The 20,650-nt window shown below is 64.7% G+C and carries 13 protein-coding genes; 6 read left to right on the top strand and 7 right to left on the bottom strand.

The genetic code is table 11. From position 1 onward, the window contains the following. Window positions 1-103: 103 nt before the first annotated feature. From K9F62_19980 to K9F62_19955, 6 genes are all read right to left on the bottom strand, one after another. Window positions 104-1,606, bottom strand: coding sequence for a response regulator (locus tag K9F62_19980; GenBank protein UJX40931.1), 1,503 nt, complete (start codon window positions 1,604-1,606; stop codon window positions 104-106). Then, complete coding sequence (locus K9F62_19975) at window positions 1,603-3,987, bottom strand: PAS domain S-box protein (protein UJX40930.1); 2,385 nt, start codon at window positions 3,985-3,987, stop codon at window positions 1,603-1,605. The genes K9F62_19980 and K9F62_19975 overlap by 4 nt, the downstream gene beginning before the upstream one ends. After that, the gene (locus K9F62_19970; protein UJX40929.1) at window positions 3,984-5,105 is read right to left on the bottom strand and encodes a response regulator; all 1,122 of its coding nucleotides are present in this window, start codon (window positions 5,103-5,105) and stop codon (window positions 3,984-3,986) included. Before K9F62_19970 ends, K9F62_19975 begins: the two co-directional genes overlap by 4 nt. 12 nt (window positions 5,106-5,117) lie before the next feature. Beyond that, window positions 5,118-5,495 carry a response regulator gene (locus tag K9F62_19965; protein UJX40928.1) on the bottom strand — a complete coding sequence of 126 codons (378 nt, stop codon included), beginning with the start codon at window positions 5,493-5,495 and terminating at the stop codon, window positions 5,118-5,120. Beyond that, window positions 5,492-7,765, bottom strand: a complete 2,274-nt coding sequence (locus tag K9F62_19960; protein ID UJX40927.1) for a PAS domain-containing protein — start codon at window positions 7,763-7,765, stop codon at window positions 5,492-5,494. The genes K9F62_19965 and K9F62_19960 overlap by 4 nt, the downstream gene beginning before the upstream one ends. A gap of 188 nt (window positions 7,766-7,953) precedes the next feature. Then, the gene (locus K9F62_19955; protein UJX40926.1) at window positions 7,954-10,152 is read right to left on the bottom strand and encodes a polysaccharide biosynthesis protein; all 2,199 of its coding nucleotides are present in this window, start codon (window positions 10,150-10,152) and stop codon (window positions 7,954-7,956) included. Window positions 10,153-10,369: 217 nt separating this feature from the next. Between K9F62_19955 and K9F62_19950 the strand changes: the two genes are divergently transcribed. The 3 genes from K9F62_19950 to K9F62_19940 all read left to right on the top strand — a co-directional run bounded on the left by K9F62_19950 (window position 10,370) and on the right by K9F62_19940 (window position 15,776). Next, window positions 10,370-11,824, top strand: coding sequence for an aryl-sulfate sulfotransferase (locus K9F62_19950; protein ID UJX40925.1), 1,455 nt, complete (start codon window positions 10,370-10,372; stop codon window positions 11,822-11,824). Window positions 11,825-11,950: 126 nt separating this feature from the next. Then, the gene (locus tag K9F62_19945) at window positions 11,951-14,149 is read left to right on the top strand and encodes a family 14 glycosylhydrolase (protein ID UJX40924.1); all 2,199 of its coding nucleotides are present in this window, start codon (window positions 11,951-11,953) and stop codon (window positions 14,147-14,149) included. Window positions 14,150-14,315: 166 nt separating this feature from the next. Continuing rightward, complete coding sequence (locus K9F62_19940; protein ID UJX43264.1) at window positions 14,316-15,776, top strand: O-antigen ligase family protein; 1,461 nt, start codon at window positions 14,316-14,318, stop codon at window positions 15,774-15,776. Between the two features lie 154 nt (window positions 15,777-15,930). On the opposite strand, the gene K9F62_19935 is transcribed toward K9F62_19940, so the two are convergent. Next, window positions 15,931-16,545 carry a TetR/AcrR family transcriptional regulator gene (locus K9F62_19935; protein ID UJX40923.1) on the bottom strand — a complete coding sequence of 205 codons (615 nt, stop codon included), beginning with the start codon at window positions 16,543-16,545 and terminating at the stop codon, window positions 15,931-15,933. A 462-nt stretch (window positions 16,546-17,007) separates the two neighbouring features. On the opposite strand from K9F62_19935, the gene K9F62_19930 reads away from it, so the two are divergent. Genes K9F62_19930 through K9F62_19920 form a run of 3 tightly spaced genes read left to right on the top strand, consistent with a single transcriptional unit; the run spans window position 17,008 to window position 20,467 of the window. Beyond that, window positions 17,008-19,143 carry an FUSC family protein gene (locus tag K9F62_19930; GenBank protein ID UJX40922.1) on the top strand — a complete coding sequence of 712 codons (2,136 nt, stop codon included), beginning with the start codon at window positions 17,008-17,010 and terminating at the stop codon, window positions 19,141-19,143. 20 nt (window positions 19,144-19,163) lie between these two features. Then, entirely contained in the window at window positions 19,164-19,376 is a 213-nt protein-coding gene (locus K9F62_19925) for a DUF1656 domain-containing protein (GenBank protein UJX40921.1), read from the top strand. A 5-nt stretch (window positions 19,377-19,381) separates the two neighbouring features. After that, on the top strand, window positions 19,382-20,467 hold the full coding sequence (locus tag K9F62_19920) for an HlyD family secretion protein (protein UJX40920.1): 1,086 nt from the start codon (window positions 19,382-19,384) through the stop codon (window positions 20,465-20,467). Window positions 20,468-20,650: the final 183 nt, after the last annotated feature.

Below are 20,650 nucleotides of genomic sequence, written 5' to 3'. Positions count from 1 at the left end.
CCCGGGTCTCTCGGACATGGCAGCCTCTGCCGGCTGAAAAACCGGGGGGGCGTGTCAGAGCCGGGCGCATGCGATCGACGTTGTTGGCGCCGATCGCATGCGGCTATTGCGCTTCCGTGCCTGGCGTTTGAACCGCCGCATCCCCGCCTGCCATCTCGGCGCCGTTCGTTGTCTGCCGGGTCTCGGCCGTCATCACCGACATGATGAACCAGCCCCTGCCGTCTTGCTGCTCGAACCGCAACGCCCCGCCCATGCTGCGCATGAGACGGAAGCAGACCGGAAGCCCGATCGTCTCCCCGCCCGCGTCGAACGGCAAAAAGACCTTTTCCGCATCCGCCACGGGATGGGCCTGATCCCCGCCGATCTCCAGATGGACGAACCCCTCGCCGCCACGGGCCGTCAGCCACATGCCCCCCCGGGGCGGCAGGGCTGTCAAAGTGCAGCGGATGAGGTTTATCACCACCTGGGACAGGATGTCCGGGTCCTCCCGGACCACGACGGCCGCCGCCTCCAGGTCGAGACGGGGCGTCACGCCAGCCCCGGTCAGTTCCGGCGCCAGCAGCGCCAGACAGTCGCGCACCACATCGGCCACGACCACCGGCACCGGATGCTGGCGCACCGGATTGAGATAGTCCCGGATGCGATTGACGAAGCGCTCCAGCCGGCCTGCTTCCTCCAGGATGATGGCGGCTTCCTCGAGCTCCGGCATTTTTCGCGTCAGCCGCTTGGCGAACCCGCCGATGGCCATGAGGGGATTGCGAATCTCATGGGCCACTTCGGCGGAAATGGCCCCCAGGGTGTGGATCTTTTCTTTTTGGACGAGCACCTTCTCCAGAAGCATACGGTCGCCGATGTCCATGATGCAGCCTTCGACCCGCAACCGGGGCTCGTGGCCGGTGCAACTGGAAACCGGGATGGATTTGAGCACGCCGTGCACGGTCCGGCCGCTTTTGTGGAGCAGCTTGCACTGGCGGGAAAAGGACCGGGAACAATCGCCCAGACATTCCTCGAGCTTGCCGCGCACCCAGTCGCGCTGTTCGGGATCGATGCGCCGCAGCAGCCAGTCCGGTTCGGCCAGGGCCTCCGCCCGGGTGTAGCCCAAAAGCGTCCGGCAGCCCTGGTTGACGAATTCCAGGCGCAGCCCCTCGGTCAGACCGAAGATGAGCAGCGGGATGTTTTGCACCAGAGAGGAGTAGCGCTGTTCGGCCTGGCGCACGGCCCGCTTCAGGTCGGCCCGCTCCAGGGCCTTGTCCACGGCCAGCCCCAGGATGGCCATGTCCTGGATGGGTTTGATGATGTAATCCCAGGCCCCGCGTTTGACGGCCTCGACGGCGTCGGAGAGGACCCCGGTGCCGGAGACCACGATGGTCGGCGTGCCCGGAGCGATGTCCCGGAGTCTGGCCAGGACTTCCAGCCCGTCCATTTCCGGCATGCGCAGATCGACCAGGACCAGATCGGGCCGTTTTTCCAGAAACAGCTCCAGTCCGCGTCGGCCGTCCGGGGCCTCGAACACGGTGAACCCCCGGTTCTCCATATAGACGGCGATCGTCTCGCGGATCATGTCCTCGTCGTCGATGGTCAGAAGCGTCGGCCGCCGGGCGCTCATGGCCACCGCTCCGCAGGCAGTTCGATGATGAAGGTCGCGCCCTTGCCCGGCTCGGATTCCACGCGGATGGCCCCGCCGTGATTGGCGGTGATGATGAAGTAGGACACGGCCAGCCCGAGCCCGGTGCCGAGTCCCGGTTCCTTGGTGGTGAAAAACGGCTCGAACACCCGACGACGCACCGGATCGGCCATGCCCGGGCCGTTGTCGGTCACCTCGATGCGCACTCCCGTATCGGTCCGCGATGTCTCGAGAACGATGGTCGGCTCGCCCTCGGCCGGCGGATGGCCGTCCATGGCCTGGGCGGCGTTTTTTAAGAGGTTCAGGACCACCTGCTCGATCTCGGTGCGCGTGCAGGTGACCTCGGGCAGATCCTCGGCGTAGCGGCGTATGATGTTGATGTGGCGGAAATCGTAGTTCTTTTTCAGATCGTAATCCGTGGAGGCCAGCTCCACGCCGCGCTCCAGGACGGCGTTGATGTCGGCCGGGGCCCGCCGGGATTCGCTTTTGCGGGAGAACTCCAGCATGCTGGCGACGATGGTTGCCGCGCGTTTGCCCGCCTCCTGGATGCCCGCGAGGAATTTGAACACGCGGCGTTTCTCAAGGTAACAGCGCACGGCCTCGATGCTGCACCCGCACGAAATCGCGCCGTCCTGGTTGGCGGGCAGGGCGGGATCGAGCTGCATGAGGCAGACCTGGGCCGCCTGGAGGATGGAACTGAGGGGGTTGTTGATCTCGTGGGCCATGCCGGCGGCCAGCCCCCCCACCGAGGCCATCTTTTCCGACTGGACCATCATCTCCTGGAGCCGCAGGCGTTCGGTGACGTCGAGGATGTCCACGACGATGGCGTCCGGCCCGGTGCGAAAGACGCGGACGTCATGGTGCCCCGACAGGCGCTCGTCCTGGTAGGGGGCCTCGTAGGACTGGGCGCCGACGTCCCCCCGGGCCACTTGCCGGTACAGGGCGGGGTAGGGCGTGCGGGCGAGGCCTGGAAACACGTCTTCCAGAGGCTTGCCGATAAAGGTCTGGTGCCGCAGGCCCATAAGCGCGTCGGCCGCCGGGTTGGCCCCGGTCAGCAGCAGCCTGTCGTCCGGCTCCAGGTGATAAAAAAACATGGCCGTGGGCGAGGATTCCACGATGCTGCGAAACTTCTCCTCCGAGGCTTCGAGGCTGCGCTCCATCCGCTTGCGTTCGGTGATGTCGCGGATGACGCCGACCACGCTTCTTTGGCCCAGTGCATCGACATAGCGGGTTTTCTTGGTGACAATGGTACGCAGTACCCCACGCCCGTCGGTCAGGCTCTCTTCGCTGACGTTTTGCAGGCCGGTGGCGAGCAGCAAATCGTCCACCTTCCAGAACGCGTTCACCTGGTCATGGGGGAAAAAATTCATGTCCGTGCGGCCCAGGATTTCCTCCCGGGGCCGCCCCATGAGCGCGCACAGGGCGTCGTTGGCCAGCATGAAACGATGCTGCTCGTTTTTCACGAATATCGGATCGCCGATGGTGTTGACGATGCTGTTGAGGTATTCCCTGGCCTCCCGGATTTCCTGCACGGCTTTCTTGCGTTCGGTGATGTCGATGCAAAATCCTTCGATGTGGCCTTCCCCGTCATCCGAAATCTGGCCCAGCTTGGCCCAGACGGCGATCCAGATGATGGAGCCGTCTTTTTTCCTGTGTCGGGTTTCGAAGCTTTCCACCGCGCCGTCGCGCTTGAGCCGTTCCAGGAATTCCTTGCGCTCGTCGGGATCGACATAGAGGCTGACGACCTCCTCTCCGACGGCCTGCTGGAACGCCTCCGGGGAAGCGTAGCCATGGATGCGCGCGTTGGCCGCATTGGAAAACAGGTGGCGTCCCGACGTCGTGGTGGTGAAGATGCCGACCGGCGCGGTCTCGAAAAACGTCCGCAGCTGTTGTTCCCGGTGGCGCAGGGCGCATTCGGTCTCCTTGCGCGTGGTGATGTCGCGGGCCACGCCCACGGTGTAGCGATGGCCGTCGATGCGCATGGTGCTGAGCGTCAGCTCGAACAACCGCCCGACGCCCGACCGGTCGGTGTAGGCGACTTCGTGGGTTTCCCCCTCGGGAACGTCGTCGAGGCCCTGGGACAGCGGGGCATGCCGGACCACGCTGAAATTTTGCAGCAGGGATCTCCAGGCCTGGTCCACCTTGCTGAGCCCCAGCAGGTCGATGGCGGCCTGGTTGGCCTCGAGCAACACCCCGGAATGGGTATCCACCAGGAAGATGGGATCGTTGGCGCGGTCCAGCAGGGCGTGGAAAAGCGCCAGTTCGTCCCGAACGTAGGGGGGCGACGCGGCGGGCGCGCCCGTTTCCCGGCCGGACGGGACACCGGGGGGCTGCGGTGGGCCGGCGTCTTTTTTTTCGCTCATGATCCCTTCTCCTCCTCGTCCTTCCACTTGTTGCGGATGTCCCGGATGGCATCGAGATGCGCGAAAAAGACCTCCACGATCTGCGGATCGAACTGGGTCCCGGCCCCTTGGCGCAGAATTCCCAGGCTTGCCTCCACCGAAAAGGCTTTCTTGTAGGCCCGGGAGCTCCGCAGGGCATCGTAGACGTCCACCACGGCCACAATGCGTGCTTCGAGGGGGATGTCCTCCCCGCGCAGGCCAAAGGGATAGCCCTGGCCGTCCCAGCGTTCGTGATGCAGCAGGGCCAGGGTCCTGGCCAGGTTGAGCAGCGGATTGTGGTCCATGCCGCGCGTCGGCGCCAGGGGGTCCGAGCACCAGGCCTTGGCATCCTTGAGGCTGCCGAGCGGACCGAGAATTTCGCAGCCGAACAGGCAGTGGCGTTTCATGACTTCCCACTCCTCGGACGTCAGCGGGCCGGGCTTGAGCAGGATGGCGTCGGGGATGCCGATCTTGCCGAGGTCGTGCAGGGGGGCGCATTCCCGCAGCATGTCGCATTCTTCCGGGGACAGGCCCACGGCCCGCCCGATCAGGGCGCTGATCTCGCCCACGCGAACGACATGCCGGCCGGTCTCGTTGTCCTTGAACTCGGCGGCGCGGCTTAAGCGCTGCATGATCTGGCGGCGGGTGTTTTCCACCTCGGCCGTTCGCTCGTGCACCAGGGCCTCGAGATTTTCCTGGTAGGCCTTGTTTTCGCGCAACAGCCTGGCCCGTTCCAGGGCCTTGTCCACGGACAGGCCCAGGACCGCCATGTCCTGGATGGGTTTGGTCACATAGTCCCAGGCGCCGCGCTTGATGGCCTCGATGGCGTCCTGCAAGACCCCCGTGCCGGAGACCACGATGGTGGGGGTGTCCGGGGAGACGTCCCGTATCCTGGCCAGGACGTCCAGGCCGTCCATTTCCGGCATGCGCAAATCCACCAGGACCAGATCGGGGCGCTCGGCGAGAAACCGTTCCAGCCCTTCCCGGCCGTTGGCGGCCTCGAAGACGGCAAACCCCCTGTTCTCCAGGTAGACGGCGATAGTTTCCCGGATCATGTCCTCGTCGTCGATGGTCAGGATGCGGACGGAGGCAGCGGTCATGGGCGAGGTCCTTTATCGCAGAAGCTGCTCGAGCCGGTCCGCGAGCAGCCCCATATCGGCGACGGGTTTGGTGAAAACGTCCTGCGCCGTCACGCCGACGGCGGTCAGTTCGGGCCCGGGGGCGAATTCCATGGAGCCGGTGCAGATGACCCATTTCACGGCGGGATAGCGCGGGGCGGCGGTGAGGATCATGGCGTCGCCGCTTTGGCCCGGCAGGCGGATGTCCACGATGGCTCCGTCCAGGGGCCGGCTGGCCAGGACCTCCAGGGCCTGCTCGGCGCTTGCCGCCGTCAGCACGTCCCATCCCCGGGCCTCCAGGAAAATCTGCAGGCTTTCGCGGATGGTCTCCTCGTCGTCGACGACGAGAATGGTGATGGGATGGCCGGTCATGCGCGCCCCGCAAGCGGCAGTTCGATGATGAAGGTGGCTCCCTGCCCCGGTTGGGAGTCCACCCGGATCGTGCCGCCGTGGTTGGTGGTGATGATGAAATAGGAAACGGACAGTCCGAGCCCCGTGCCTTCGCCAGGCTCCTTGGTGGTGAAGAAGGGTTCGAACACCCGGGTGCGGACGAGTTCCTCCATGCCCGGGCCGTTGTCGCCCACCTCGATGCGCACATGGTCGTCCCGCAGCCGGGTCCGCACGGTGATGGCCGGCTTGCGGCCGGGAGCGGGGCTGGCGGACATGGCCTGGGCGGCGTTTTTGAACAGGTTGAGCAGGACCTGCTCGACTTCGGTCCGGATGCATTGGATTTCCGGGAGGTCGGGGGCATAGTCCCGGACGATGTCGATGTGTCGGAAGTCGTACTTCTTTTTCAGATCGTAATCCGTGGCGGCCAGGGCCAGGCTGTGCTCGAGGACCGCGTTTATGTCCGCGGGGGCCCGGCGCGAGTCGCTTTTGCGGGAGAACTCCAGCATGCTGGACACGATCTGGGCCGCCCGCTTGCCCGCGTCCCGGATGCCTTCCAGGAATTTCACGATGCGCCGCCGCTCCATGTAGCACCCCACGGCCTCGATGGTGCAGTCGCACTCCAATGCGGCCGTGCGGTTGGCCTCGATGGCCGGGTCGCACTGCATGAGGCAGACCTGGGCCGCCTGGAGGATGGAACTGAGCGGGTTGTTGATCTCGTGGGCCATGCCGGCGGCCAGTCCCCCGACCGAGGCCATCTTTTCCGATTGGATCATCATTTCGCGCAGGCGCTCGCGTTCCGTGACGTCGTCGAGGCGGATGACCGCGCCGTTTACGCCATTGGCCACCAGCGGATAGAACTGGAGGTCGAAAAGGTGCTCCATACCGTTAAGACGCAGGTGCTCGTGCTCCACGCGCTGGACCTGCCGCTGGCGCAGGGCCAGTTGCAGCTTGTCCAGATGGGCCGACAGCAGCGGCAGGACATCGGCCGGCGGTCGGCCCATGGCCTTTTCCGGCGACAGGGCGCACATGGCCTGGGCGCTGCCGTTGAAATGGGTCACAAGCCCGTCTTCGTCCAGGGCGATGATGGCCGAGGGCATGGATTCGAGGATGTTGTTGAGCAGATTTTGTATTTTGGCCAGTTCCCGGTCCCGCAGCCGCAACGCCGCGTCCCGCGTCTCGAGGCCCTGGGCCATGTCGTTAAACGTCGCGGCAAGCCGCCGGATTTCCAGGCTGCCGGAATCGGCCTGGGCCCGGGCGGCCAGGTCCCCTTTGCCCAGGCGGTCCGACGCGTCCATGAGGCTGTCGAGGCCGGCCAGAACCGCCACCCGGCCCATGCGCCGGGCGACAAGCAGCGTCACCGCCACCACCAGGGCCATCAGCGCCATGGAGCGGATAAACCGATTGCGGGCCTCCCGGAAGGTATCCTGCCAGTCCATGGAAACGACGAGGGTCGCGTAGGGCGGCTCCGTCGGTCGCAGACGCAGCCGGGCATAGGCCAGCAGGTAACGCTTTCCGTCCTGTCGGTGGTCGTCGAGCATTCCTTCGTCCGCCGGGGCTTCGTCGATGCGCCGCCACAAGGCCGCCTCCAGGGGTTCGCCCAGGGGACGTGTCGTATCCGACGGATAGGACAGCATGCGCAGGCCGTTGCGGTCGTAGAGGCCCACCCAGGCCTGGGGCGGCACATCCAGCTTGTCGAGGAACTTGTGATAGAATTGCAGCTTGAAGGAATCGCCGATGACGCCGACATACCGCGATTCCCCGTCCCCGACGGGGAGGGCGAAGACCTGGATGGGCAGGCCCGAGGCCCGTCCGACATTGAAAACTCCCGCGCTGAATTTCCGACTGGCCATGGCCTCCTTGAAATAAAACCGGTCCGAGAGGTCCTTGCCGAGAAAGGCCGGCAGGCCCGAAGCGATGACGATGCCGGATTTGTCGGTCAGAAAGATGTTGGACAACTCGGGATGCTCGCCGAGCAGCACGGTGAAACGCTGGTTGCAGGCCGCCCGGTAGCCGATTTTCACTTCGGGGAGATGTCCTAGTGTCGTGAGCAGCAGCCTGGCTTCGCTGACGATGCCGGTCTGCATGGACGTCAGGCTGCGCAGGAGGTTCATCGTGTTTTGCCTGGCGTCCCGCTCGGCGTGCAGGCGGCTTTCGAGCATGGTGTAGGCGCCAAGCGCCATGGCCGGCAGGGCGACCAGCAGGACGAGGAAGGTCAGGTTTTTGTGAATGGAGCCGGAGAAGAAGGCTTTCATGGGTAATCCTCATTACGGCCCGAGCCCAGGATTTGGGCGCATTTATGGTCTCTCCGCATGCCCATCGCTTCCGGGCGACGGAAGGCGCCGGGAGCGCCATCCATCCTTGCATCCTCCAAGGAGAAGCAACCAGGGGGGAGGATACGGGAAATACCATACCGGCAAGGAAGTTGTCCATGTGACGGGGCTTATATGGTTTTCCCCTCCCGCAGCCACTTTTGAAAAAAGCGGTTTCGAAGCGCCTTCCATCCCTGGCGGATCGTGGGCGCGTCCTGTTGCGCGTCGAAAAAGACGATCCGGGGCGTCCTGGCCGAGGCGGCCTGCATCCGGGCGACGGCATCGGCCAGGGCGCAGCGCGGCGTCCGGCCCCGGGTGACGACCAGAAGCACGGCGTCGGCCGACCGGGCCAGACGCAAGGCGTCGCCCGAGCCCGCCACAGGCGCGGCGCAAAGGACCACGGCCTCGAAGGTTTCGGCCAGCCGGGAAAGCGCCGTGTCCAGTCGCGGGCCATCGAAGAGACGGTCGGCGTCTTGGGGGGAGGACGGCGGCCTGCCGGACGGCAGCACGAACAGGTCCTTTTGGGCCTGGGGCACGAGGGCTTCCTCGATAGACGTTTCCCCGGCCAGCGCGCCGGCCAGTCCCGGCCCCGGGCCGACGCCGGCCAGCCGTCCCGAGGCGTCGTTGCCCAGGCGGGTATCCGCCAGCACGGTCCGCCGGCCGCTTCGGGCCAGGGCCGTGGCCAGCCCCAGGGCCAGTTCCAGGGACGATTCGCCGTCCGTCTGGGCCGGCGCGGTGACCAGGAGGCAACGCGGGTCGGTGCCTTTCCCGGGAAAAAGGGCCTCGCGCAGGCGGCGAAATGCCTGGGTCCGAAGCCCACGGTCGCCCCGGGGCATGGCGGGGAGGCCGAAGCATTCGGCCATGACCAGGGACTTCGGACGCGTCACGGCCGCATCGACGTACTCGGCCACAAGCGCCGTGGCCAGGGCCAGAAACACGCCCAGGGCAAGGCCCAGGGCCAGCATGAACGACAGCCTCGGCCGTATGTGCTCGTCGATCTTGTCCGGCATGGCGGCCGGTTCGGCCATGCGGGCCAGGGACAGGTTCAGGTGCTGGCCGAGGACGGCCGCCGCGTGCAACTGGCTGAGGTTCGACAGAAAGGTCTGGGCCGCCTTGACCTGGCTGCCGGCCAGGGCCACGGCGGCCGCACGGCCGGGATAGGCCCGGACGGTTTTGTCCAGTTCGGCCAGGAGCGTGGCATAGGCCGCGTCCTGGGACTCGCAACCGGCGAGTTCGGCCGTGTATGCGGCCAGACGCTCGTGCAGAAAGCGGGATGTCTGGCTCTGGGACGCGGTTTCGGAGCCGAAAACCCGCAACGCCTCGTTTTTGAGCCGGCGCTTGGCTTCGGCGATCTTGGCCTCGATCTCCTTGACGGCGGGATGGGCGGCGGTCAGCCGCGTCAGGGCCGAGGCCCTGTCCAGGTACAGGTCGCGCAGGGTCGTCTTGATGCTGTCGACGGTCTCCGAGCGCTGGCTGACGGTCGTGGCCTTTTTAAGCTGCGGCTGGCCGGCCAGCTGCGCGGCCGCACTCTCCGCCATGGCCCGGGCCTTGAGCAGGGCGAGGCGGTTGGCGTCGCGGTCGCCGGTCAGGAGGAAGGAGCGGGTGACGATCTGTTTGGCTTCCTGGGACAGGTCCACGGCCTTTTCCTGGCGGCGTATCGCGCTTTCCGCGGCCAGGCGTTTCGCGTACTCGGCCCGGGCCCGGGGCAGGGCGTTTGCCGCCGCCTGGGCCAGGGCGCGGCATTCTTCCTGGCGCATGGCGTTTTCGCGGGCCATGAATGACCGGGCGGCGGCGTTGGCCAGGGCGATGGAGCGCTCCATGGACCCGGCCGAGGCGGTAAATTCCAGGATGTCGGCATCCTCCACCATGGCCGCCGCGACGTAGGGCCGGGGGAAGAGCATGTGGACGAGCGACTTGTTGGCCAGTTCCTCATAGGTCAGGTCGCGCCGGCCGAGCCGGGGCCAGAAGCGGTCGATGAACCCGCGCACGAAGGGCACGAGTTCGAGAACCTGTAAGGACTTGCGCTTGCGGGTCAGGTGCTCTTCGTCGATCAGCGGCCGCAACACCAGCGCGGTATTGGCCAACGTTTCGTAGCTGTCGCGCTCGGTGGCGGTGAGGGAGGCGGCGTTTTGCGTCGTCGAACTCAGGGTCAACTGGGCCAGCAGGCTGGCCTTGTTGGGGGAATGGCCGAGGAAGACCTTGGCCGTGGCGACGTATTGGGGTTCGGCGAGCAGGGCGAGGATGGCCAGGGTGAGGAAGACGGGCGCGAAGGCCCAAAACATCGGCCGCCGACGTCGCCAGAGCAGGCGCAGAAAGTGGCGCAGTTCCATGGGTCAGCCCGCCGGGATGCCGCGTCGGGCGTTTGCTGGCGGGCATGTCCGTCTCGGGCCGATGCGCATAACGCGTCTTTAGGGAATTCGAGCGGGTTAGGCAAGGCGAGGCTCCGGCGGGGGACGTGCCGACGGTGCCTGTCCCCGCGTTGTCAGGCGATCCCGGTCAAGCCAGTTTTCCCGTGACACGACCTCGTTTTGGCTTTAAAAAACGAGCATGCCTGATACGAAAACCAACGTGAACGTGGGTGCCCAGACTGTCGGGCTCTTCACGAACAGCGCCTTTTCCGACGCCGGGCTGACCCTGTATGACACCATGCTCGGCTATGGCACGTATCTGCTCGACAACCAGGGACGGGTCGTCAATTCCTGGACCAGCGACTATACCTCGGCCGGGCCGGCCTATCTCTTGGCCAACGGCGACCTGTTGCGCACCGGCATCGCCTATCTCAACCAATACAGCCTGTCGCTCCACGCCTCTTCGGGAGGCATGATCGAGGAGTACGACTGGGCCGGCAATCTCGTCTGGAGCTACGAATACATCGGCGACGACTACAGCCAGCATCATGACGTCTGCGTCATGCCGGGCGGCAACATCCTGATCGTTTCCTGGAAGCACAAATCGAGCGCCGAGGCCATGGCCGCCGGGCGCGACCCGGCGACGCTCTCCTCGGGCGGGCTGCTCGTCGACAGCATCGCGGAGATCCAGAAGACGGGCCCCACCTCCGGCGTGAAGGTGTGGGAATGGCATGCCTTCGACCACCTCATCCAGGACATCAATCCCGGCCTGCCCAACTACGGCGTGGTCGCGGACCATCCCGAGCGCATAGACATCAATTACACCGGCACGCCGGTCAAGGGCACCGGCGAGGCCGACCCGGACTGGACCCACGTCAACGCCGTGGACTACGATGCGCAAACCGACCGGATCCTCATCAGCGTGCACACCTTAAACGAGGTCTGGGTCATCGACCACAGCACCACCACGGCCGAAGCCGCCGGGCATAGCGGCGGGAATTCCGGCCACGGCGGCGACCTGCTCTACCGTTTCGGCAATCCCCAGGCCGCCGGTGCCGGCGACGCCTCGGACCAGCTTTTCCACGGCCAGCACGACGCCCAGTGGATCGCCGAGGGCCTGCCCGGGGCCGGCGACATCCTGGTGTTCGACAATGGCTGGCAGAACCCGGACGGCGAATATTCCCACGTGCTCGAGCTGCGCCTGCCCGTGGACGAGGAGGGGAATTACCTGAAGAAGGCGGACGGCTCCTTTGCCGACCCGGAAATCGTCTGGACCTATCCCCAATACGACGATCCGGAGTTCTATTCCGCCTACGTTTCCGGAGCCCAGCGCCTGCCGAGCGGCAATACGCTTGTCACCCTCGGCGCATCCGGCACCTTCGAAGAGGTGGATACGGCCGGCAACGTGGTCTGGAAATACGTCAACCCCGACACCGACAGAGGCCTGCTCGGCCAGGGGCAGGCGGTCCCGGGCGACGGGCAGGGCAGGGCCAACAACGTGTTTCGGGCCGTGTGGTACGGCTACGATTTTACCGGCTTTCTGGGCAAGGACCTGACGGCGGGGCGGGAACTCGTTTCGAGCGGCTTTCCGGGCTCGCTGGATTTTTCGACCTCGGCCCCTCTGGAACGGCAGCTCGCCGTTGCCGTGGGCTAGAGAGCCGTATCAGGGGCCGCGCCCCTTGCAAGACACGAACGTGTTGTCCTCGCAATCTCCCGGGATGGCGTTCGAGGACATGACGCCAGTCGGGAACCGTCCATGGGGCCGGTTCGGAGGAGCGTGATGCGCACGAAGCTTTTTCATATCCTGTTGGCCGTGGCGGCGTTGTCCTGCCTGGGGCCTGGCGCGCCCGGCGAGAGTCTGGCGGCGGACAGCGCCGTGCGTATCGTAAACGGCCTGCCCCGGCTTGTCGTGGACGGCCGGGAGGCTCCCGCCACGGGATTTTACGAGGTCTACTACTATCCCTCCAAGGGGCGTCCGATACCCAACCAGCCGGATTACCGGGACCCCCGCTGGGTCGCGGCCATGCGGCGCGTGGTCGATACGGCCGTTGCCCAAGGGGTGCGGGTGGTCATGGCGAGCATCTGGTGGGGCGATGTGGACGGCGCGGCCAGGCGTCCGGCCAATCCCGCCAAGGTCTACGATTTCGCTCCCTTCGATGCCTTCATGGACTACGCCCGGTCGCGCGGGGTCGGGGTGGTGGTCAAGACCTCCCTCAACCACTTTCTGCCCGGGTGGTGGCTGGCCGAACAGGGATTTCCCGCCAACGCGGGCTATCAGGAGCATTCCCGCTGCGCCCTGTGCGAGACCGACGCCTATGGCACGGCCTATGGCAACCCCAGCATGGGCAGTCTGGCCGTGCGCCGCGATTACACGCCGTTTCTTTCGGCCCTGGTCGCGCGCTACCGGACGCATCCGGCCCTTGTCGGCTGGGCCTTTGGCCTGGGACCCACCGGCGAGGATGCCTACGGTCCCAACTACATCGTTGTGGACGCGCCCGGCGGCGGCCGTGGCCTTGGCCGCAAGCCCATGATGTTCACCGATTATTCGTCGGATTTCACTACCCGTTTCCGGGACTGGTTGCGGCGCAAATACGGCTCCGACGCGGCCCTGCGCCGGGCCTGGAACGATCCCGGCGTGTCCCTGGCCAAGTTCCGCACGCCGCCTCCGCAAGAGCTTGTGCGCGACCCGGCCGCCTTTTCCCGGGCGCCTTTTCCGGACCCGGCCATCGATCGCGGCATCGATCCGGCCACGGTGCTGACGGCCAAGGGAATGGATTTCTACGCCTTCCGCGTCCAGGCAAGGGAATCGGACACGGCCTATTACGCCGGGCTGATCAAAAAGCTCGATGCGCGCCATGTGCTCCTTTTCAATGCCCGGGCCCGGGCCAGCGCCCGGCAACAGCCGGACATCGACGGCATCTTTTTCAACCCGCATCCGCTCTTCGGAAGGCCGCTTTTTCACGAGGTCAACCAGTTCTACACCATTCTCCATTCCGTGGAGGGCATCGTCCGGCAGGGCAAGCTGGCCCTGGTGGCGGCGGAAAACAGTCCCCAGCGCACGCCGGTAAACGGCCGCTGGGAGACTCCCGAGCAAATCAACTACATCACCGCCCTGGGCTATGGCGTCAAAAGCCTGGGCGGCATCATGGGTTACGCCGTGGACCTGCTTGACCCGGACACAAGCGATCACTGGCTGCCCACCTGGTTTTCGAACGAGGCCAAGGCGGCCGAGCGGGCCATCGCGGCCTACAAACCCGCGCCCGGGGCTGGCCCCTGCGACCCGATCCGCGAACTGCGCCGGCAAAATCGCTGCGACGCCGGACAGTCCCGGCCTGAGGGCTGCGGCCTGATCGACCTGGCCTATTTCAACTATTGCCATACCGGCCGCGAATGCGACGCCAACGGCGACGGCACGGTGACCCCCGAGGAGCTGGCCGCCTGCCGGGGACACGCGCCCCAAGGCGCGCCCGCCGCTCCCCTGGCGCCGTCCGGAGCCTCGCCGCTGCCCCCTTCCACGTCGTCTCGGCCGGGCGTTTCCGGCGCGCCGACCGGCAAATGCGGCGACGGCGTGTGTGATGATTTCGAGCGTTCCCATGGCGTGTGCCCGCAGGATTGTGGGACTACGACGGGGCAACCGTCCGGGGGAAGCGCGTATGCGCCCGCGGCCCCCATGGGCGCGTCCGGCGGCGGGGCCGGCCTGTCCGGCAAGCCGGCCGGCAAGTGCGGCGACGGGATCTGCGACGACTTCGAACGCTCCCATGGCGTGTGCCCGCAGGACTGCGGGAGTACGACGGGCCAACCATCCGGGGGAAGTTCGTATGCGCCCGCTGCCCCCATGAGCGCGTCCGGCGGCGGGGCTGGCCTGTCCGGCAAGCCGGCCGGCAAATGCGGCGACGGCGTGTGTGATGATTTCGAGCGTTCCAAGGGTGTGTGTCCGCAGGACTGCGGAGGGACCGCTCCGGGCGCGACGACCCCGTAGTGATGGCATGGCCGCACCGGTAAAAATGTGAGGAAGGGGAGCGCGCGGGAGGGGAGAATCCTTTTTTAAAGGGTTTCCCCTCTCGCATCCCCTTTGCATTACAATATTGGCAACATACCCGCAAACATCGATCCAACGGACGTGCATTGTGCTGGCTGCGGCGCTGCTGCTGCTTGTCGCGGCGGTGCTGTGGGAGGTCCCCTGGTGGGCCAGCCTTTCCGGTCTGGCCGTGCTGGCCCTGGGTGTGTCCTCCATGGTCAGCCCTGTCTTCGGGCTGATGGTGACGGTGTTCACCCTGATCATCGCGACCGCCAACGCCTTTTACCTGGTGGTCAACACCCTACAGATCCATTTTTATCCCTACTACATACCGCTTGGCTGCACCTGCCTGGGGATACTGGGCCAGGCGGCCCTGCACAGGCAGCGACTGAAGGTGGCTTCATCGTTTCTGCCGGTCATCTTGCTCATTTTCTGCGTCGAGGTCCTGACCTTGCTGTGGACGCCGCATTTCTACTGGGGCGTGGCCAACGTGTTCCGGCTCGTTCTCAATGTCGCCCTGTACTATTGCGTGGTCCTGCTCGTGGATAGCGAGCGCAAGGCCGACATTCTTTTCAAGACGGTCATGGCCAGCGCCCTGATGACCTCGGCGGGCGTCATCGCCGCAACGACCTACAGCTATGACCTGCACCGCTACTTCACCTCGAAGTTGGCCCTGGAACTGCATTTCTACACGATCCGGGCCGGGGGTATCGAATCCTGGAACCAGAGCGCGGGCCTTCTCGCCGTGGCCAGCATCCTGGCCGCCGGCTATGCCGTGCTGGCCCGGACCGTGGGGCGCCGCATCGTGTGGGCCCTGGCCGCGATGTATTTTTTCTGCACCATGCTGCTGCCGGCCAGTCGCGGGGCGCTGCTCGGCTTTCTCGGCGCGGCGGTGCTTTTTTTGCTGGTCCATCCCCTGACCCGGCGGCGGTTCCTCAAGAAAACGACGCTCTTTGTCGTGGTGCTGGTGGTCGGCATTCTCGTGACCACGCCCGAGTACATCGACCGGCTCATGGTGGGCTTCGGCTATACCGGCGAACTGCTTTTCAGCAAGAAGAAGGCCTCGTCGAGCAGCGATAGCGACGCCACCGGCCTGTCCACGCGCTTCAAGATCTGGAAGGCGGGGTTTCGCGACATGGGCGAGGAGCCGGGCACGCTTCTGGGCGGACTTGGCGCGGGCGGATTCACCTATCACGTCAAGGTCTTCGAGGTGCACAACCTCTATCTGGCCTTTTTCTTCGACATGGGCATCTTCGGCCTGTTTCTGCTCGCCTTTTGGATCGTTACCTTCATCTGGCGGGGCAGGCCGGTGTTTGACCGCTATGAAATCTGGCTGTTGCGGCCGCCCGACGGTTTTCGCGCCTCCAGGGATTTCACCCTGGTCATGTTCTTCGCCACGCTGACGGCCGTGGTGTCGGAGTTGGCCATCCACGGTCTGGTGGACTACGACCTGACGTCCTTCGTCTCCCGCTATGCCTTTTTGTATCTGGCGGCCTACGATGTGGTCTTGCGGCTGGCCGAGGCGCAGGACGGCTCCGTTGGCAGTCGGCTTCCGTCCGAAGGGCGTTTGGGGAAAGACATGGCGTAGCGTCGCCTGGGACCGAAGGCTTGTCTCGGTTCCCGGACGGCGCACTGGGGATGGCGGCCACGAAGAAGACGCTATTTCGTTTTCGAAGCCGCCCCAAAAGGCGTTCGCAGCGGCCGCTCTGCCGGAATCGGGAGGCGGCCTGGATGGCGCCGGGCTATTTCTCCCTGGCCTCGGCAAGGCAGCGGATCAGGGCTTCGAGCTGGGCCGTCAGGTCGTCGGGGTTTGCCTCGGCCAGCCCCGGCAGGGCGATGATCTGGCGCATGAGCTGGAAGCCGGCGATGATCGACAGCAGCATGGCGGTCCGCATCTCGGGCATGGCTCCCTGGAACTGGTCGGCCACCGGTTTGAGGTAGCGCAAGGCGTTTTCCCGCAGGATCGTCGCCGCCTGCTTGTTCGCCGCCGAGCGCAGCAGGATCAGGATGCCGTCCGGGGTCAGGCCGGGCACGGATTTGGCGATGAGGCGGGCGGCCACATTCCGGCTCAATGTCGCGGGATCGTCCCCGGGCTTGATGATCTCGCTTAAGACGCCGGGCCCGGACAGCGTCACCTCGACGACCTCCTGGAACAGCAATTCCTTCGAGCCGAAATAGCGATTGACGAGCATCGCCGTCACGCCGGCGTCCTTGGCGATTTCCCGCACCCCGACGCCGTCGTAGCCGAAACGCGTAAAGGCCAGGCGCGCCGAGTCCAAAATCGCCTGACGCGTGGCCTGGGCGTTGCGATGCCGTTGGGGCGATTGTTTCGGTGCGGCCTTTATTGTGTTTTCCACGACTTTTTCCGGCAGCCTGGAAACGGCCTGGGCCGTCCCGCTGGCTGTGGTGTGCGCGGGGCTTCTGGTCTTGCCGCCCGAGAGCCTTGGCGGTGTGCGGTTCTCGCGGTGCGGCCCCGTGCGTTGGTACCCGGTTGCGTAGCAGATTTTTAATGTATACGAACGTAGACATTCCGTCAAAAGAGGTCTACACCCGTAGAAGAAGTTGACCCACAGCCTTATACCATTCGGAATCGATCTCGGAATATCTGACCAGACCTACCGATTTTACAAAGGAAAAGGCCACAAGGGCAAAAAGGGAACACGCCGTGGGGCGCGCGTGCATCGTGTGCGCGTGTTGCCATCCCGGGGGCGTTCCCGGGGACATGCGGCGGCCCGGCCCGCCAGGTCCTTGGCATGAACAGTCAACCCGGCAGGGTGGCGTCCGGACAAAGCCATCCGCCGGTTGAGGCACGAAGACGTATGTCGCAGCTTTCGCTTCCGTTTCGGGAAGCCGTCAAAACAGGTCTGGCGCTCAGCATCGCCTGCGGCCTGGCCATGGGCATGGGGTGGACCAATCCGTATTGGGCCGGCCTCGCCGTGGCGGTGGTCAGTATGCCGACTGTCGGCGAATCCATCAACAAGGGCGCGCACCGTTTGCTCGGGACCCTGCTCGGCGGCATTCTCGGCATACTGTGCGTAAGCCTGTTTCCCCAAGAGCGCTGGGCGTTCATCGGATTCCTGTCGTTGGTCATGGGGTTTTGCGCCTACCGAATCACCATATCCCGTTATGTGTATTTCTGGTTCATCACCAGCTATGTCGCCATTCTTATCGGAGCCAATGTGGCGGGCGGCTCGCAGCAGGTCTTTTATACGGCTACTGTCCGCATGGAGGAGACGGCGCTCGGCATCATCGTGTATGCGATCGTCTCGGTTTTTATCTGGCCGCAACAGTGTGCCTCCGATGTCGAGCGCCTGGTCAAAAGCCTTTTTGGCGTCCAGGCGAAAATAGCGGACCACCATTTTTCCAGAATGTTGCATCCGGATGCCCCGAACGGCGCGGAGAACTGGTACAGCCTGGAGGCGCAGCTTCTCAGTCAATGGAAGCGGCGGCTCTATGCGGCCGAGACGGAGCAATTCGAAATCCACGAGGCCAAGGGGTGGTGGTGGCAACTGGTCGCCTTGTGCCAGGACATGATGGAGACCCTGGAGCTTTGGCGGGAGGAGCTGCCCGAACTGGCCGGGTGCGACATCGTCGCCCTGGTGCCGGCCCTGCCGACGTTTCGCCAGGCGCTGCGGCAACGTCTGGCGAAACTGACCGTGTTCGAGGAAAACGAAAATCCGCCGGCGGTTCCTCCCCGGGTGGAACTGGTCATCGACAAGGGCTTGTTCGCGGCCTTGCCGCATTTCCAGCAGACGGCCCTGCGCGATGTCGTCCATACCCTGGCGCGGGTCGAGCGCCTCAGCTTCGACATCGGCGATTGCCTGCGGATCATCCGGCTGCCGCCGCGCGAACGCATCAAGCCGCCGCAGCTCCCCGCGGCCGTCGCGCGCCGCGCCGACGGCGACAGCTTCGCGGCCGCCATACGCATCATGGCCAGCCTCTGGCTGGGCGCGCTGGCCTGGATCTATATCGATCCACCGGGTGATATGATGTTTGTCGTATTTGTTGGCGTGCACGCTTTAATCGGGTTGATGACGCCGCAAATGAACTGGCCGAAGTTCATTTTTGCCAACAGCGTAGGCGTCATATTGGCCAGTTTGCTTTACGTCTTCGTTATGCCGCGTCTCTCCGGCTATTTCGAACTCTCCATACTGCTCTTTATTTTTACGGTCATCATTTATTACGTCTTTTGGGACCCACGTGCGACCATGCTGAAGATGGCCGCCATTATTCCGTTTATCATGCTTACCAATATGCAGTCGCAGCAGCAGTACGATTTTGCCGTCTTTGCCAATAACGCCATGGCGATGCTTGGCAGCATGATTTTTGCCGGGGCGGTGTCCGTCATTCCCTTTTCCCTGCGGCCGGAGAAGATGTTCATGCGCGTCACGACCCGTTTCTTCCGCCAGGCCGAGCGTGTCGCCTCCATTTTCGGGCCATCCCCCGGTCGTGATGCCGGGAAGCGGAGCGTTTCGCCTTTGCTCGGGGCCATGCAGACCTCGGTTGGCAAGGTCGGCGGTTGGGCCGCGGGCATCGATTACGAGTTGATGGCCGCCAATCCGCCGGAAAAGGTCGTCGCTTTGGTGGCGAGCCTCAATACCATCACCTATCGCTTCAAGATGCTTGCCGATGCCGGAAAGCGCCCCCAACCGCTCTGGCGGTATTGCGCCGACGAAGTGGGGCAATGGGCCTCGGCCATTACGGAATTGCTCGGGCCCTGGGCGCGTGGGCTTTTCGACGTCGATTCCCCGGGCATGCTGCGGTTGCGGCTGGCGGCCATGGAAACGCAACTGGAATGGACCTTGCGCGCCATCCCGGAAGGGTTCTCGGAGGATGAGTACGCCAGCGCCTACCGGCTGCTCGGCAGTTACCGAAGGCTGTACAAGGCGCTCGTCACCCATGCCGGCCTGGCGGCGGACATCGATTGGGGCTTGTGGCGCGAAGCCCGTTTTTGAACCGGACGAAGGAGAAGGAAATGTTGTCCTCACCGTATGAAGTCAATCTGGCCGGGGTTTTTCTGCCGCCCATGCTGGTGGCGGGCGGTCTTGGCCTGCTGCTGTCCTATTGGTTGACCCGGGCCCTGACCCGATACCGGCTTTCCCGGTTTTTTGCCGCGCCCCCCCTCGTGTTTCTCTCCCTGGTCGTCATTTTGACCGGGGCGATAGAATCCCTGCTTTTTATAAGGTGACATCCATGAAATTGCGTTCCTGGAAAGTGCTTCTCACCACGGTGGTCGTTATGGCCGCCCTGGGCATGGTCGTCTTCAAGTACCGCCAGTACATGCTCGATCCCTGGACACGGGACGGAAAGGTCCGGGCCAACATCGTCCAAATCGCGCCGCGGGTCTCAGGGCCCCTCGTGAACCTGCCCGTCATCGACAACCAGTTCGTCCACAAGGGGGATGTGCTCTTCGAGATCGATCCTCGGACGTACCAGGCGGCGTTGGATCAGGCCCGGGCCAATCTGGACAAGACCCGCGACGAGATCAGGAACCTGGAAGCCCAGGTCAAAAGCGCGGAGGCGGCGTTGGAGCAAAGTCGCACCACGGTGCGCAACGCCTCCTTCGGCGTGACCAGCGCCAAGGCGCATTCCGAGGAAGTGCACAAGGACCTGGGCCGCAACAAAACCCTTGTGGACAACGGCACTATCGCCAGACGGGATTTCGATCTGAGTCAGGAAAGCGCCATCACCGCTCAGGCGTCCCTGAATCAGGCCGAAACCCAGCTCGACAAGGCGGGCGCGGCCAAGCTCCAGGCCAGCGCGGAACTGGCGCAGGCCAAGGCGGCCCTGGGCGCGCCGGGCGAAAACAATCCGCATTTGCGGGAGGCGGTCGCCCAGTGGGAGCAGGCCAAGCTGAATCTCGAATTCACCAAGGTCAGGGCGCCGGTTAACGGGTATGTCACGAATCTGAATCTGCGCCTGGGAAGCCAGGCCGTGGCCAACCAGCCGCTTCTGGCCCTGGTCGACGCGTCAAGCTTCTGGGTCGCCGGCTATTTTCGGGAAACCGTCATCAACAATATCCGAAAAGGCGACAAGGCCGTGGTGACGCTCATGTCCTACCCGGAAACGCCGCTTACCGGGGTGGTGGAGAGCATCGGCCAGGGCATCGCCCAGGAGGACGGTTCGACCGGACAGGACTTGCTGCCTTCCATCAGCCCGACATTCGAATGGATCCGGCTGGCCCAACGCGTGCCGGTGCGGGTGCATATCACGAAAAAACCGCAGGAAGTGGCGCTTCGGGTCGGTACGACCGCCTCGGTCCTCGTGCTGACCAAATAAGCCGCTTTTCTCCGCGATCACGCGGACGCCACAGGAGACGCGAAGGGTTGCGTCACGTTGGCGCAGCCCTTTTTCGTGCCGATTGAACCGCAGGCAGGATACGCTATTATCCCATTGATAAAAAAGAAAAAAGTTTAGGAAAGGGAGAGCGCGAGAGGGGAGAACCCTTTTCAAAGGGTTTCC

The sequence above is a fragment of the Desulfovibrio sp. JY genome (assembly GCA_021730285.1).
GTDB lineage: Bacteria > Desulfobacterota > Desulfovibrionia > Desulfovibrionales > Desulfovibrionaceae > Solidesulfovibrio.
This window is presented reverse-complemented; position numbering and strand designations above follow the sequence as displayed.